This is a genomic window from Candidatus Poriferisodalis sp., from assembly GCF_965204125.1.
Classification (GTDB): domain Bacteria; phylum Actinomycetota; class Acidimicrobiia; order Acidimicrobiales; family Poriferisodalaceae; genus Poriferisodalis.
In genome coordinates, this window is record NZ_OZ241968.1 from 1149217 (window position 1) to 1164127 (window position 14911).

At 69.4% G+C, this 14911-nt stretch carries 15 protein-coding genes and 1 tRNA gene; 5 read left to right on the plus strand and 11 right to left on the minus strand.

The window, feature by feature from the left end:
* Nucleotides 1-4 precede the first annotated feature (4 nt).
* On the minus strand, nt 5-1093 hold the full coding sequence (locus ACOGXD_RS05365) for a CpaF family protein (RefSeq protein WP_419916878.1): 1089 nt from the start codon (nt 1091-1093) through the stop codon (nt 5-7).
* Nucleotides 1090-1722 (minus strand): hypothetical protein, encoded by a 633-nt coding sequence (locus ACOGXD_RS05370; protein ID WP_419916879.1) that lies wholly within the window; start codon nt 1720-1722, stop codon nt 1090-1092. Before ACOGXD_RS05370 ends, ACOGXD_RS05365 begins: the two co-directional genes overlap by 4 nt.
* Before the next feature lie 169 nt (nt 1723-1891).
* Here ACOGXD_RS05370 and ACOGXD_RS05375 point away from each other — a divergent pair.
* A tRNA-Sec gene (locus ACOGXD_RS05375) sits at nt 1892-1987 on the plus strand.
* Between the two features lie 202 nt (nt 1988-2189).
* Here the strand turns inward: ACOGXD_RS05375 and ACOGXD_RS05380 are convergent.
* Together ACOGXD_RS05380 and ACOGXD_RS05385 are read right to left on the minus strand one after the other, a co-directional pair.
* Nucleotides 2190-3071, minus strand: coding sequence for a metallophosphoesterase family protein (locus tag ACOGXD_RS05380; RefSeq protein WP_419916880.1), 882 nt, complete (start codon nt 3069-3071; stop codon nt 2190-2192).
* 13 nt (nt 3072-3084) lie between these two features.
* Entirely contained in the window at nt 3085-4020 is a 936-nt protein-coding gene (locus ACOGXD_RS05385; RefSeq protein ID WP_419916881.1) for a sigma-70 family RNA polymerase sigma factor, read from the minus strand.
* 130 nt (nt 4021-4150) lie between these two features.
* Here ACOGXD_RS05385 and ACOGXD_RS05390 point away from each other — a divergent pair, with 130 nt between their 5' ends.
* Entirely contained in the window at nt 4151-5902 is a 1752-nt protein-coding gene (locus tag ACOGXD_RS05390) for an NAD+ synthase (protein WP_419916882.1), read from the plus strand.
* 70 nt (nt 5903-5972) lie between these two features.
* On the opposite strand, the gene glnII is transcribed toward ACOGXD_RS05390, so the two are convergent.
* Nucleotides 5973-6986 (minus strand): glutamine synthetase GlnII, encoded by a 1014-nt coding sequence (gene glnII / locus ACOGXD_RS05395; RefSeq protein ID WP_419916883.1) that lies wholly within the window; start codon nt 6984-6986, stop codon nt 5973-5975.
* Between the two features lie 340 nt (nt 6987-7326).
* Here glnII and glnA point away from each other — a divergent pair, with 340 nt between their 5' ends.
* Both glnA and ACOGXD_RS05405 read left to right on the plus strand, forming a co-directional pair.
* Complete coding sequence (gene glnA, locus ACOGXD_RS05400) at nt 7327-8709, plus strand: type I glutamate--ammonia ligase (protein WP_419916884.1); 1383 nt, start codon at nt 7327-7329, stop codon at nt 8707-8709.
* A 10-nt stretch (nt 8710-8719) separates the two neighbouring features.
* Nucleotides 8720-9439, plus strand: a complete 720-nt coding sequence (locus ACOGXD_RS05405; protein WP_419916885.1) for a winged helix-turn-helix domain-containing protein — start codon at nt 8720-8722, stop codon at nt 9437-9439.
* A gap of 3 nt (nt 9440-9442) precedes the next feature.
* Here the strand turns inward: ACOGXD_RS05405 and ACOGXD_RS05410 are convergent, their stop codons facing one another.
* From ACOGXD_RS05410 to erpA, 5 genes are all read right to left on the minus strand, one after another.
* On the minus strand, nt 9443-9598 hold the full coding sequence (locus tag ACOGXD_RS05410) for a hypothetical protein (RefSeq protein ID WP_419916886.1): 156 nt from the start codon (nt 9596-9598) through the stop codon (nt 9443-9445).
* Between the two features lie 36 nt (nt 9599-9634).
* Nucleotides 9635-9982 carry a RidA family protein gene (locus tag ACOGXD_RS05415; RefSeq protein ID WP_419916887.1) on the minus strand — a complete coding sequence of 116 codons (348 nt, stop codon included), beginning with the start codon at nt 9980-9982 and terminating at the stop codon, nt 9635-9637.
* 33 nt (nt 9983-10015) lie between these two features.
* Nucleotides 10016-10471, minus strand: coding sequence for a pyridoxamine 5'-phosphate oxidase family protein (locus tag ACOGXD_RS05420; protein ID WP_419916888.1), 456 nt, complete (start codon nt 10469-10471; stop codon nt 10016-10018).
* A gap of 200 nt (nt 10472-10671) precedes the next feature.
* Nucleotides 10672-12228, minus strand: a complete 1557-nt coding sequence (locus ACOGXD_RS05425) for a 2Fe-2S iron-sulfur cluster-binding protein (protein WP_419916889.1) — start codon at nt 12226-12228, stop codon at nt 10672-10674.
* Nucleotides 12229-12362: 134 nt separating this feature from the next.
* Nucleotides 12363-12698 carry an iron-sulfur cluster insertion protein ErpA gene (erpA, locus tag ACOGXD_RS05430; RefSeq protein ID WP_419916890.1) on the minus strand — a complete coding sequence of 112 codons (336 nt, stop codon included), beginning with the start codon at nt 12696-12698 and terminating at the stop codon, nt 12363-12365.
* Nucleotides 12699-12800: 102 nt separating this feature from the next.
* Here erpA and ACOGXD_RS05435 point away from each other — a divergent pair, with 102 nt between their 5' ends.
* Entirely contained in the window at nt 12801-13991 is a 1191-nt protein-coding gene (locus ACOGXD_RS05435; protein WP_419916891.1) for an Mrp/NBP35 family ATP-binding protein, read from the plus strand.
* A gap of 8 nt (nt 13992-13999) precedes the next feature.
* Here ACOGXD_RS05435 and ACOGXD_RS05440 read toward each other — a convergent pair whose 3' ends face one another.
* Nucleotides 14000-14884 (minus strand): NUDIX hydrolase, encoded by an 885-nt coding sequence (locus ACOGXD_RS05440; protein WP_419916892.1) that lies wholly within the window; start codon nt 14882-14884, stop codon nt 14000-14002.
* Nucleotides 14885-14911: the final 27 nt, after the last annotated feature.

The following is a 14911-nucleotide window of genomic DNA, read 5'->3' on the forward strand; positions in this document are numbered from 1 at the left end:
AGCCTCAACACTGGGCCGCGAGCGAGCCGTCGCGGCGCACCTCATAGATGGCGGCGACAACCCGGCGGCCGGCCGTGCCGCGGCTCATGTGGACGAGGCCGTCGAGCACCGACGCGATGTGCGCGGCCACATCGCCGACTGCGCCGCCGGCGCGGGCGAGCTGCTCGAACCGCCACAGCGCATGGGCGGGATGGTCGGCATGCAGCGTCGACAGCGAGCCGCGATGGCCCGTGGTGAGCGCCTGCAGCAGCGCCGCCGCCTCGGGGCCGCGCACCTCGCCGATCACGAGGCGATCGGGCCGCATCCGCAGCGCCGCCGCCACCAGCTCGGCCATGGTCACCGCGCCGACCCCGTCGACGTTGGGCGGCTGACCTTCCAGGCGGACGGTGCCGGCGCCGAGCCGGGGCAGCTCCGCGGCTTCCTCCACCACCACGAGCCGCTCCCGCTCGGCCACCGTGGCCAGCAAGCTCGCCAGCAATGACGTCTTGCCGGTGCTGGTGGGGCCGAACACGATCAGGTTGGCCCGCTCGGCGACCAGACGGTCGAGGCAGGCGGCGAAGCCGGGGCCGGCCAGCTCATCGAGGCGGCGGGCGCCGGCGGGGAAGCGGCGCAGCGTGATGTACGGGCCGTCCACCGCCACCGGCGGCACGGCGATGTGGCAGCGGGTGCGGTCGTCGAGCCGCACATCCACCATGGGCAGGCGACGGTCGACACGCCGCCCCGTGGGCCCCAGCAAGTACTCGACCAGGCGATGCACCTCCGCGGTGCTGATCCGGCCTGCTGTGGTCAGCACACCGCGCCGCTCGATGACGATCGGACCGGGGCCGTTGATCATCACCTCGGTCACCTCGTCGTCGGCCCAGATCTCCGCCAGCGGCCCGATGCCCGCGAGGCGGGCCAACACCTCGGAGACGAGATCGGCCGCGTGATCGCGATCGAGCAGCGGCGCCGCTCCCTCGACCGCAGCGGCCACATCGCGGGCCGCCGGCGCGGGTGCCGGAAGGAACCGTTCGTGGATCTCCTCCACAAACGCTGGGTCGGCCGGCATCCGGCCCGACGGGTGGCGGGCAACAGCGCGCGCAACGCGGTTCACAGGAACGCATCCAGCGACCGCGCCGACTTCGCGCAGCGGTCCAGCAGCAGACCGGCGTCGGCCCAGCGCGAGACCGAGCGATCAACAGCAACGACCGCGTCGGCATGCCGCCCCAGCGCGGCCTCGATGTCGGCGAGCCCCAGCGCTCGCTGCGTGTCGGTCAACACGATCACGTCGTCGACGTGGGCCACGAGCCCACGGGCGCGGTGCAGCGCCTGGTAACAGCAGGTCATCGTGAGCAGGCGCCTCACCCGCGGGCCCATCACCCGCTCGAGGGCTCCGGGGCCGCGCCCCGCATCGATGATGTTGACCCGCGGCTTGCCGGCGAGCAGCGACCACAGCGTGCCCAGCCGGCCGTCGTCGATGTCGCCGCTGCCACGCGGCAGCAGGCTGACGCCCGGCGCGACATCCACCGCGAGCGCAGAGGCCGCACCCAGCGACAGCTCCTCCGCCGCAGTCCACTCGGCGATTCCCGGCAGATCGGGCGCAGTGCCCAGCACCACGCCGAAATCGCCTGTCAGATCAACAAGAACCACATCGCGGCCGGCGCGCTTGGCACTGCTGGCAGCGAGCAGGGCGGTCACGGTGTTGCCGACGCCGCCCTTGGCGCCCACATAGGCATAGATCATTGGTACTCCTGAATACATGACAACAAATGAAATTCACTGTGAGCACTGACATTGGCCGATGCATGGGCGCGCGATCAACTGATTTTCCGGCGGGCCGGAGAGGCCCGGCGGCTGGCGCGCTGTGCCTGACGGCTGGCGCGGACTGCGACCGTGGGCAAAGATGGCGAGCGGAGGTGTCTGAGCGCCTGGTGGGCTCCCCCGCCTTCAAAGCGGGCGGGACGGGCGATCCCCGTCCGGCGGGTTCGATTCCCGTCCACCTCCGCCATTTCGTGCGTGCGTTGTTCGGGAGATGTGCGCCTAGCATTCGCTGTGCCGGTGACCCCAGTCATCCCGCACAGTCATCCCGCACAGTCATCCCGCACAGAGGACGCTGCACCATGAAAAAGCTGTTGCTCGCCGTGATCGTCGGCGCTCTGATCGTCATCGTGGTTCGACGCCTGACCGACGCCTGAGCCCGAGTAGCCGATTTAGCGCTGCGGCACCGCCGCGGCCGCGGGTTCTGCCGGTCGCACCTGCAGCCTCACCGGATCGAGCACCGCCAGGCTGCCCGGCTCGCCGTTCGCCGCCAGGCCCACCACCTCGGCGGGACGCTCGCGCCCGATGTCGAGCAGCGACGAGTGCGCCAGATGCCAGTGCCCATGCACCACCAGCCGTGGCCCGGTGCAACAGACGGCCGCGCGGACCTGGGCGCTGTTGGCCTCGCCGATCTGGGTGTCGCCCCGGCGGGCGAACCTGGATCCCTCGCCGACGAGCGCTCGGTCGGGCACGTCGTGGCACACCAGCACGTCCAACGGCTCATCGCCGAGCGCATCGAGATCGCGCCGGCTGATCGTTTCGCGCGGGAACCAGCGCCAGCCCCGCTGGCGGTAGTGCCAGCCGGGCGACCAGGCGCCGCCCAGCGCGCCGAAACGCGAGCCGCCCCACGTCCAGCGTGAGCCGCGGGCTGCCCACCACAGCATCGGGGCGATCGGGATCGGCGCCGCCGGCCCCCACAGGCCGTCGGGATCCGGATCGAAGCCGCGACCGGCGCGGTGACGGCGGTGCGTTGCCGCGGTGGCGGCCAACTCGCCCAAGTGGTCGTGATTGCCGTCGACGAAGACCCACGGCACACCGCCTGCGGCGATCGCCTCGCACATCTCGACGCTGGACGGGTCGCCGGGCCGCCACCCCAGGTCGCCCACCTGCAGCACGACCTCGCAACCGAGCGCGGCCGCGGCGGCCGACGCCTGGGCCGCCGTGTCCGCATTGCTGTGGATGTCGCCGCAGAGCAGCACCGAGCCGGGACGGCCGTCTGATCGCAGCGCGCTCAGCTCGTCGATCTCAACCTCGGACCCGGCGTCGGTCGGCACCGGCGTCGTGCGCTCAGACAGACAGCAGGTCGCGCGCACCGGTGTCGGTGCTGGGATGGCGCAGCTTGGACATCGCCCGGGCCTCGATCTGGCGGATGCGCTCGCGGGTGAGCTGGAAGTGCTCGCCCACCTCCTCGAGCGTGCGGGGCTCGCCCCGGTCGAGGCCGTAGCGAAGCTTGAGGATCTCGCGCTCGCGCTCGTCGAGCGGCGACAGCAGCCGGGTGATCTCGCTGGGCAGCAGCGTGGTGGCGGCCACCTCGAACGGCGACTCGGCAGCCCGGTCCTCGACCACGTCGCCCAGCTCGGCATCGCTGTCCTCGCGCAGCGGCTCCGACAGCGACAGCGGCTCGGCCGCGAACCGCAGCGCCTCAGTGACCTTCTGCTCGGGCATGTCGACTTCGATCGCCAGCTCGCCCAGCGTGGCAGGGCGGCCGTACTTCAGCTCGAGCCGGGAACGGGCCTTCTGCAGGCGCGCCAGCGTGTCGCCCGCGTGCACGGGCAGCCGGATCGTGCGGCCGGTGTTGGCGATGCCGCGGGTGATCGCCTGGCGGATCCACCACGTGGCATACGTGGAGAACTTGAAGCCCTTGCGCCAGTCGAACTTCTCGACCGCGTGCATCAGGCCCAAGTTGCCCTCCTGGATGAGATCCAGCAGCGGCAGCCCCGAGGCCTGGTACTTCTTCGCGATCGACACCACGAGCCGCAGGTTCGACTGCACGAACGTGCGCTCGGCACGGGCGCCCTCGCGCTGGGTGCGCATGAGCCGGCGGCGCTGCGCGCCCGAGATCTCGCGCGGCGACTCGAGCGATTCCTTCGCGGCGATGCCCTTTTCGATCTGCTGGGCTAGGCGGACTTCGTCGTCCTTGTTCAGCAGGGGGTACTGGCCGATGTCGGTCAGGTACAGGCGGACGAGATCTTCCTCGTCACGTTCGACCCTCTCTTTGGCCACCGCGCCACCTCGACTGGTCGTCCCCCGCTTGCTGCTACCGGGGGTTGCTGTTGCTTCCCCCGGTTGGGGGGAGCGTACCTATGACGCGCTCCGTTGCCTCCGCGCGCCGGTGCTTGCGTAGGGTGAGCTGATGTCAGTGCGTGTGGGGCTGGCTCAGCTCAATTTGCGTCTTGGCGATCTGGATGGGAACGCCGGGATGATCGTGGACGCGTACGACGAGGCCGTGGGTGCGGGCGCGCGGGTGGTGGTGTTCAGTGAGCTGACTGTTACTGGGTATCCGCCTGAGGATCTGTTGCTGAAGCCTGCGTTTGTGGAGGGGGCTGCTGCCGCGCTGGAGCGGATTGCCGGGCATACGGGTGACGTGCCTGCGGTGGTTGGTTTTCCTGAGGACAGCGGTGCTGGTGGGCCTGTGCGGTTGTGGAACTCAGCTGCTCTTTGCTGGGGCGGGGCGGTACGTGGGGTGTTTCGCAAGCACCTGCTGCCGAATTACGCCGTGTTTGATGAGCAGCGCTACTTCGTGCCGGGGACTGAGGCTGGGCCGTTGCTGACTGTCGACGGCGTGGCGGTGGGTGTGTCGGTGTGTGAGGACTTGTGGGGGCCGCCTCGAACTGCTGACGCCTCCCCTGAGGACGGTGGGTTGCCCTCGATCGTTGGGGGCGAGGCTGATACGAGTCCGGCGTTGGCGCAGGTTGCGATGGGGGCGCAGCTGCTGGTGAATCTGAATGGGTCGCCGTACAGGCGGGGCAAGCAGGCTGATCGGGAGGCTGTTGCGCGGACGCGGGCGGCGGCGCTGGGCGTGCCAGTCGTCTATGTGAACCAGGTGGGCGGGCAGGACGAGCTGGTCTTCGACGGCAGCTCGTTCGTGACCGATGCCGGCGGAAACGTGGTGTGCCGGCTGCCGGCGTTTGTCGAGCAGGTCGCCGTCTGCGAAGTCCCCCTGGCGGGTGAAGCCGCTGCAGGCGGCGTACTGGCAGCACCGTCCGATCCGCTGGAGGAGGTGTGGCAGGCGCTGGTGGTGGCGACACGTGACTACGTGCGCAAGAACGGCTTCACCGATGTCGCTGTCGGGCTGTCTGGTGGCATCGACTCAAGCGCGGTGGCCGCCATCGCGGCCGACGCGCTCGGGCCGGAACATGTGCATGGCGTCTCGATGCCGTCGCGCTATTCGAGTGAAGGATCGCAAACTGACGCCGCCCAGCTCGCCGCCAACCTCGGCATCGACTTTCGCACGGTGCCTATCGAGCCGGCGCACGCAGCCCTTGGCGGCATGCTGGAAACGTCAGCCGACGTGGGCCCGTCTGACGCTGGCTCGGCCCACGACCGGGCGGCTGCCGACCTGACCGATCAGAACTTGCAGAGCCGCATCCGGGGCGTGACGCTCATGGCGCTGTCGAACCGGTTCGGCTGGCTGGTGCTCACCACCGGCAACAAGACCGAGACGTCGGTGGGTTACACGACGCTGTACGGCGACACCGCCGGGGCATACGCCGTCATCCGGGACGTGCCGAAGCTGCTGGTGTACGAGCTGTGCGAATGGCGCAACCGTCAAGGCGACGGCGAACGCATCCCGCAGGCATGCATTGACAAGCCGCCCTCAGCGGAGCTGCGGCCCGACCAGCGCGACGACCAGAGCCTGCCGCCGTATGAGCTGCTGGACCCGCTGGTGGAGGCGTACGTGGAAGGCGACATGAGCGTCGCCGAGATGCTGGAACAGCCCGAGTTGCTCCAACACATCAGCGCCGACCCCGATGTCGTGCACCGCATCACGCGGCTGGTCGACATCGCCGAGTACAAGCGGCGTCAGTCGCCGCCCGGTCCTCGCATCACTGCCAAGAGCTTCGGCAAAGACCGGCGCATGCCGATTACGAACTTCTATCGCTGAGCGCGCGTGTCGCCGGCGAGCGCTGCGCGTCTGCGGGTTGGTTAGGCCAGGGCTTCGCCGTGGCTGGGCGCTAGGCCAGCGCCTCGCCGATCGTCTGGCTGAGCAGCGCCGTCACCACGTAGGGATCGGCGTTGGCGTTCGGCCGGCGATCCTCGATGTAGCCCTTGCCGTCTTGGGCAACCTGCCAGGGGATGCGCACCGAGGCGCCGCGGTCGGACACGCCGAAGCTGAACGTGTCGTAACGCTCGGTCTCGTGCTCGCCAGTGAGGCGCAGCTCGATGCCGTGGCCGTAGCCGGCAATGTGCTCTTCGGGCTTGCCCGGCGCACCCAGCGACTCGGCGGCCTTCACGACGGCGTCGTAGTTCTCGCGCATGGCCTTGGTGGACACGTTGGTGTGCATGCCCGCACCGTTCCAGTCGCCCTGCATGGGCTTGGCGGCCAGGCTGACCTCGATCTCGTGATCCTCGCCGGCGCGGTACAGCAGGTAGCGGGCCAGCCAGATCTCGTCGCCCACGGTGAGCGCGTCGCACGGGCCGATCTGGAACTCCCACTGGCCGGGCATGACCTCGGCGTTGGTGCCCGAGATGTTCAGGCCCGCCTCGATGCACCAGGTGGTGTGCTGCTCCACGACGTCACGGCCGTGGATGCGCAGCGCGCCCACGCCGCAGTAGTACGGCCCCTGGGGGCCGGGGAAACCGTTGGGCGGAAAGCCCGAGGGCCACTTCGTGACCGGGTCGAGCATGGTGTATTCCTGCTCGAGACCGAACCAGAACTCCTGATCGCCGTACTTGTCGAGGATCGCCCGGGTCTTGGCCCGCATGTTGGTGGGGTGCGGCTCCATCGTCTCGGGCAGGAAGGTCTCGCACATCACCATGATGTCGTTGCCGCCCCGCAGCGGATCGGGGCAGGTGTAGACCGGCTGCAGCACGACATCGGAGTCGCTGCCTTCCGCCTGGTTGGTGCTCGAACCGTCGAAGCCCCAGATGCCCGGCTCGTCGCCGTCGGCCAAAACTCTCGTCTTGGAACGAACCTCGGCCGTGGGCTCGGTGCCGTCAGTCCAGATGTACTCGGCCCGGTAGGTCACTGCATGCTCCTTCGCTGATTCGCATGTACGTCAACTGCGGATCGGGTCAGCCGCATCGCCCAGCCGGGCGGCCTGCGGGCCCGCGCTCGGCTGGCCCGGTTGGCGGCTGACACCAACATCCGTGCGCACGATACAAACCACCCAGGGTTTCCGGGCCATTGCCCAATTGTGAACAGCGCGTGAAGCTCGCTCTCACCCCTAGATCGGGCGCCGGTGCAGCGCCGACAATGGGGGTTCAGCCAATGGGTCCATTCAATGTGGCCCCGACACGCCCTGCTGCGGGCCCAGCCAGCCCCCAGTGCCCAGCCAGCAGAGTCCCGACCGGAAGGGGAAGGCCACAGTGACTATCCCGAGCCCGACGATCTCGAATCCAGCCAACCCAGCACGCGAACGACCCCAGGACTACGTGCTGCGCCGCGTCACCGAGCGGCGTGTGCGGCTGATCCGCCTGTGGTTCACCGACGTGGCGGGGCAGCTCAAGTCGTTCGCCATCTCGCCGGCAGAGCTGGAGGCCGCGTTCGAGCAGGGCATGGTGTTCGACGGGTCGTCCATCGAGGGCTTCAGCCGCGTCGCCGAGGCCGACATGGTGGCCGTGCCCGACCCCGAGACGTTCGAGCTCATGCCGGCTCGGAACGGCAACGGCGAGGACATCTCGGCCCGCATGTTCTGCGACATCACCGGCGCCGACGGCACCCCCTTCGACGGCGACCCCAGAGGTGTGCTGCGCCGCGTCATGGACCGGGCGCGCGCCGCCGGCTACACGTTCTACGTCGCGCCCGAGATGGAGTACTTCCTGTTCGAGCCCGACCGGGTGGACGGGCGGCCGGTGCCGCTCGACGCCGGCAGCTACTTCGACCTGACCACCGCCGACATCGCGTCAGACATCCGGCATCGCACGCTGAGCGCGCTGGAGACCATGGGCATCCCGGTGGAGTACTCGTTCCACGAGGACGCGCCGTCGCAGCATGAGATCGACCTGCGTTACGCCGATGCGCTCACCATGGCCGACAGCGTGATGACCTTCCGGCTGCTGGTGCGCGAGATCGCCTTCGAGCACGGCGTGCACGCCACCTTCATGCCCAAGCCGCTCGCCGGGGTGCAGGGCTCGGGCATGCACACCCACATGTCGCTGTTCGCCGACGGGCGCAACGCGTTCAGCGACCCCGACTCGGCCGGCGGGCTGTCCGACGTGGCGCGAGGCTTCGTGGCCGGACTGCTCAGCCACGCCCGCGAGATCACTGCCGTCACCAACCAGCTCGTCAACAGCTACAAGCGGCTGATCGCCGGGTACGAGGCACCGGTGGCGATCTCGTGGGCCCGCAGCAACCGTGCGGCGCTCATCCGAGTGCCGCCGACGCGCAACGAGGGCGAGGAGGCCACGCGGGTGGAGTACCGGGCGCCCGACCCGGCCTGCAACCCGTACCTGGCGTTCGCCGTGATCCTGGCCGCGGGGCTGAAGGGCATCGAGGAGGGCTACGAGCTGCCGCCCGAGACTCCCCCGTCGATCACCGGCTACAGCGACCACGGCGGGCCGGCCTACGGGCATCATCTGCCGGCCTCGCTGGATGAGGCGCTCGACGAGATGGAGGGCAGCGCGCTGGTGGCGGAAACGCTCGGGCAGCACCTGTTCCGATGGTTCCTGCGCAACAAGCGGCGAGAATGGTCGTCGTACCAGACGCAAGTGACCCAATTCGAACTGGACAACTATTTCGCCGCTGTGTGAAGTTGCACTCATGTACGCCGTCCATCCCGCCGCTGTCAGCACCGAGCTGGCGCAGTTCCTGGACCTCGGCGGCTACGCCTGGAAGCCGGTGGCCACCACGGCCGACGTGACAGCGGGCGCGCCGCCCGAGGGCTGGGCGGGAGCGATCATCCGGCTGGGCGGCGGCGACCCGAACAGCGGGGGCGCGGACAGCGGGAGCACCGGCGGCTCAAGCGGCACCGATGTGGCCTGGGCGGTGGCGCGGGCGCTGCGGGAGCACGCCGCGGCCACGCTGCCGGTGCTGGTGCTGGTGCGCGGCAACGCACTCGACGAGCTGACCATGCGCGACGAGCTGTTCGACGATTTCTGCCTCGACCCGTTCCACCCGCGCGAGCTCGAAGCGCGCTTGGCGCACCTGGCCGCCGCGTCGAACGGCGGGTCGACCGAGATCATCGAGTACGGACCGCTGCGCATCAACCTCGACACCTACGAGGCGGTGGTGGACGAGCGCCCGCTCGACCTCACCTACATGGAGTACGAGCTGCTGCGCTTCCTGGCATCGCAGCCGGGGCGGGTGTTCACCCGTGAGGCGCTGCTGAACCAGGTGTGGGGGTACGAGTACTACGGGGGAGCGCGGACTGTGGACGTTCATGTGCGGCGTTTGCGGGCGAAGCTGGGCGAGGAGAACGCGGATCTGATCCAGACCGTTCGGTCAGTGGGGTACCGGCTCGGGACCTACCGCTGGCGCTAGCAGCTAGACGTTGGTCTGGATGAGGGAGCTGCCTTCGTGGCGCTGTTCGGCGTCGTCGGTGAGGAGCTTGCCTAGGGCTGCTGCTACTGCCGCCAGTGAGATCGTGATGATGAACGGGCTCAGCAGGAGCACTATCACGATGACTATGGCGCCGGCCATGGTTCGCAGCGTACTGATGCGCGATGTGCGGCGTGACTATTCGGGGAGGTGGGCGATGGCTTCTATCTCTACTTCGGCGCCGAGGGGGAGGGCGGCTACGCCGACGGCGCTTCTTGCCGGGCGGTGATCGCCGAAGGCTTCCGCGTAGATCGAATTGATGAGCGAGAAGTTGCCGATGTCGGTCATGAACACGAGGCACTTGACCACGTCGTTGAGGGTGCCGCCGGCTTCTTCCAGCGCCTCGACGACGTTGGCGAGCACGGCTCGGGCCTGAGACTCCACGCCTTCCACGAGTGCGCCGTCGGCGAGGCCGATCTGGCCTGAGACGAACACGAAGTCGCCGGCTCGGTACCACTTCGAATAGTGAGCGACGGGTGCGGCCATGGGCGTTGCCCCTGTTCTGTCAGCCTGTGTTGTTCAGGAAATGGTGCCGGTGTTGGAGGTGATGTGGTCGAGGGTGACGAAGATGGCCAGGCGGCGCTCCTTGGCCATCACCCGGTCGTACTCGTCCCAGTCCTCGTGGGTGCCGCCGGCCGAGCGGAACACGTCGCGCAGCAGCTCCGCGATGTCGGTGACGCCCTCGGCCGGGTCGTCGAGGCCGATGAGCTGCGCCGTGCCGTGCACTGCCACCCAGTCCCACCGGTGGCGGAAGGCGACTGCGGCGCGGGGGTCGCTGCGCAGCAGGCGGGCCTTGCGGGCGTTGGCGCGCACTACGCAGGCCACGCTGGTCTCGCCGGTTACGGGGTTGTCCATTACGCCGGCGTTGATGATGGATACGTGGGGGCTTCCGCTGCTGTCTAGGCAGACGAAGCTGCACAGGCCGTTTTCTGCGGCTACTAGGCGGCGGAGTTTGTCTTCTGCTGGTTCAGCCATCGGTGGGTGACGCTAGCGCAGTGCGCGGTGTGGGCCCCGGGGCGCGGTGTGGGCCCGGGGGGCGCTGGGGCAGGCTCACCCGTGCTTCAAACAGATGAAGCGCTTCGTGCACTTGTTGGGTGTGCTTGGGGCGCTTCATAACTGCGCGCGGGCGAACCTGCCCCAGCGCCCCCCTCGTTCGCTCTGCTGCTTACGCGCCGCTAGCCGGTGGGGAGTCTTGGCGGAGCGCCTTGGCTCAACCAGGTGGCGGCCGCGACGGCTGCGAACACGGTTTCACCCACGCGAACTGGCGGATGTTGCGAGGATTTGATCGTGACGTCTATTGGGGGCGTGTCAGCTGAGCGGGCTATGCCGAAGCTGCGGATTGTCAGGTCTTGAATTTCGCCGTTCGCCTCGACCGACAGTGACTCGGACGTCACCCAGCTCCAGGCCATGTGGGTGGCTCCTATGGCGTAGCTGCGCAGGGTGACTTCGTCTAGGGGGTCGCCTGCGTCGATGTGTACTTCGATGCCCGCGGGGGTGACTGTGGCTCGTGCGGTGGCGCCTTCGAGCGATGTGACCTCGACTGTGGCGGTGGTTGCTTCGAGCGGATCCCCGGTTTGCAGGCGGTTCAGGGCTGCGGCGAGCATTTGGGCTTCGGCCCAGACTGCGGCGCGCAGGTTCATTGACGTTGGTGGACCGGGAGTGTCGACTTCCACGACCTCGGCGTGCGGGAGCACCGAGCGGAGCACATCGGCTGCGCCTGGCGTGCGGGCTATTCGGACTATGCCGGTGCCGTTGGTGCTGAGGCCTGCTGCTAGGGGAGGGCGCTTGGGGCCGCGGCGGACGGTGTCTTCTCTTGACCAGAGGACACGGACTGGTTGGTCGAGGTCGGCGGCGAGCTGTCGTGCCTCGTCGCGGACTGGTGATGTGGTTTTGCCGCCGAAGGCTCCTCCGTTGGCTAGGGGGTCGGAGGGTTCGTTGCCGGGGGCGCACCAGGCGGCGTCGGTCTCTAGGTAGCCGGGTTCGGTCCAGCAGGTGGCGAGCTGGACGTCCCATTGGGTGCCGGGCGGGGACTCGGGGATCTCGATGGGCGGGGTGGGCTCGAGGGTGGTGCGGCGGCCTTGCACTTTGCCGGCCTGGCGACGGGCCTCGGTGAGGCTTTCGGCGGTGTGCCAGTTGCCGGTCGGGCTGGCGATGGCGGTGAGCGTGCCGGGGGGTGCGCCGTCGGCACCGAAATCGAACCTGCCGAGGACGCTGGCCGGAACCGATCGCTGGGGGCCGCCGGTTTCGATCGACGCGCGGCGGGCAGCTGCGTCGGGATCGCGGTCGGTCGTATCCGCGGGCGGTGGCGCAGGGGCGGTGGCCGCGGGATCGCGCACGGAAACCTGGGACGGCGTGGCGGCGTGGGTGGCGGCTTCGCGGATGGTTTGCCAGCCGGTGCAGCGGCAGAGGTGTGCCGCCAGGGCCTTGTCGACCGTGGCGCGATCAGCGAGGTCGGCGCCTCGGCGTTCGTGGCCTACGAACCGGCAGACGATGCCTGGGGTGCAGAAGCCGCATTGGGATGCGCCGCAGGCGAGGAACGCGTCGGACCATCGCTGCTGCTCTGTGGGGCTCAGGCCGGCGGCGGTGGTGACGTGGCGCCCGGCCACCCGGCGTGCCGGGGTGACGCATGCCACGCGGGGCGCGTCGTCGACCAGCACGGTGCAGCAGCCGCACTGGCCCTGCGGGCTGCAGCCGTCGAGCACCGTCTCGATGCCGAGGCGGTCGCGCAGCACGCCGAGCAGGGTGTCTCCGTCGTCGGGAACCTCGACGGCGCGGCCGTCGACGGTGAACTGGAGTGTGACGCCGGTCTGCGCCGATCCCCCGGCCGATTCAGGCTGGGGCAGTACTGGCTTGGACTCCGGGTGGCTCAGCTGAACGAGTTGCCGCAGCCGCAGGTGCGCTGCGCGTTGGGATTGTCGATTGCGAAGCCCGATCCCATCAAGCCGTCGCTGAAGTCGAGCGTGGCGCCTTCGAGCAGCTGCGCGCTCATCGGATCGGACACCACCTTGACGTCGCCGTACGCCTGCGACATGTCGTCGTTGGCCACTTCGGAGTCGAAGAACATCTCGTAGCTGAAGCCCGAGCAGCCGCCCGGCCGCACGGCGACACGCAGCGCCAACTCAGTCTCGCCTCCCGCCTCGGACAACTCCTGGGCGATGAGCTCGTGGACCTTCTCAGCGGCGGTATCGGTCAGGGTGATCACAACAGCGACTCCCGAATCAGCCCCACATGGGCAAACGTTCTGCGACCGATGCTAGTGCCATCGGGCTCAGATTCACCGGCGAGCGCCATTACCCTGCGCCCCGTGAGCGCGTCCACCGAGCTCGGAGTGAATGACGAGGCGATGATCGCCATCCTGCGGGGCGTCATGGATCCGGAGCTGGGCGACAACATCGTCGATCTGGGCATGGTGCGCAACGCCTACCGCGAGGGCACCACCGGTCACGTGACCGTGGCCTTGACCACCGCCGGCTGCCCGCTGCGCGCCACCATCAAGCGAGACTGCGAGACGCGCGTGGCCGGGCTGGCCGGCATCGAGAACGTGCGCCTGCACTGGGATGAGCTGAACGCTGCCGAGAAAGCCCGGGTGATGGAACGCGCCCGGCGCACTGCGCGCGACAACGCTGCGCCGACGCAGGTGCACGCCAGCACACGGGTGCTGGCCGTGGCGTCGGGCAAGGGCGGCGTGGGCAAGTCGTCGGTGACGGTGAACCTGGCGGCGGCGCTGGCCGCACGCGGCTTCGTCGTGGGCGTGCTGGACGCCGACATCTGGGGGTTCAGCATCCCCCGGATGCTCGGCATGGAGGGGCGCCTCGGCGCTCGCCCCCCGGCCGACGGCGAGGAGCGGGGCAAGATCGTGCCCGACGAGCGCCCGGCCGGCGAGGGCCTGCTGAAGGTCGTGTCCACCGGGCTGCTGGTGGAGACCGAGGAAACTGCCCTGATGTGGCGGGGCCTCATGCTCGCCAAGGCCGTAGAGCAGTTCCTGCACGACGTGGACTGGGGCGAGCTCGACTACCTGCTCATCGACATGCCGCCCGGCACCGGCGACGTGCAGATGGCGCTCGCCCGCCTGCTGCCCCAGGCCGAGATGCTGGTGGTGACCACCCCGGCGCTGAGCGCGCAGAAGGTGGCGGTGCGCGTGGCCGACATGGCCCGCCGCAGTCACATGCCGATCGTGGGCGTGGTGGAGAACATGGGTGCGTTCACCGCACCCGACGGGCAGCGGTGGTCGTTCTTCGGCGAAGGCGGCGGGGAGCGCCTGGCCGCCGATCTGGGCGTGCCGCTGCTGGGCTCGATCCCGCTGGAGCCTGCGGTGTCTGCCGGCGGCGACTCCGGCGAGCCGGTGACTGGCAACGGGTCTGGCGGGCCGGCGGCAGGCGTGTTCGAGGCGATCACTGAGCTGCTGGTGACCGAGATCTGCCCGCCGGTGGACATGGGCACCTGCACCGCTCGCATGGACGGACCCATCCCCGTCACGCTGGGCGCTCGCCGGTAGCTCGCCCGCTACTGCATGGAGCCTGCCGGCGGCGGGTTCGCCATCGCCTCGTCGTAGCCCTCGTCGCCTGGCAGCAGTGTCAACACCTCGCCATCGGGGGTGACGGCTATCGCCGGAAGCAGGGCCGGGATGTCGTCGAGGCCGTCGGCCCAGGCCATGAGATCCGCGACGGTGTCGACGTCGAGCAGCGGCTCGAGGTTCTTGTAGGTGGGGAAGATCATCATGAACGTGCCCTCAGCGTGCTGGGCGAAGGCATCGGCGGGGCGGATCCAAGTGCTCTCGACCGTCTCGCTGCCGTCGTGCAGCGGTTCCTGGCCGTCGGGCGCGTGGGCGATGAAGAAGCGGGTGTCGAAGCGGCGGGTCGGGCCGACCGGGGTGATCCAGTGGCTGACGTAGCGGAGGTCGTCGAGCTCGAGCGCGAGACCCTCGTCGAGGCACATCTGCGCGAGGCGGAGCTCGCCGCTGTGCACCTCGCGGCGCAGCGCACCGAACCTCGCAGCCGTCCCGGGATCGTCGAACGAGACGTGATCGCTGCCGTTGCGGGCCAGCAGCACGCCCGCTTCCTCGAAGCACTCGCGGACCGCGGCCACCCAGTAGGCGAGGCCGCCGTGGTCGACATCGATCCGGGCTGATGCGGTCGCATCGTCGAGGCCGATGCAGACCGACTCCAAGCCTGGGTCCTCCCGGTCTTCGGCATCCACGGCGCCGCCGGGGAACACGAACTGGCCGGGCACGAACTCGCTGCGCGGGTTGCGCCGCAGCATGAACACCTCGAGCCCGCCGTCGCCGTCGCGCACCAGCATCACGGTTGCCGCCTGCCGGAGCGGTATCTCGACCGGCGCGGGCAAGTCGGGCGCAACAGGATCTGGCACAGCGGCTCCCCACCTCGGCACGGCCCCGGGGACGCTACCGCGGGGCCG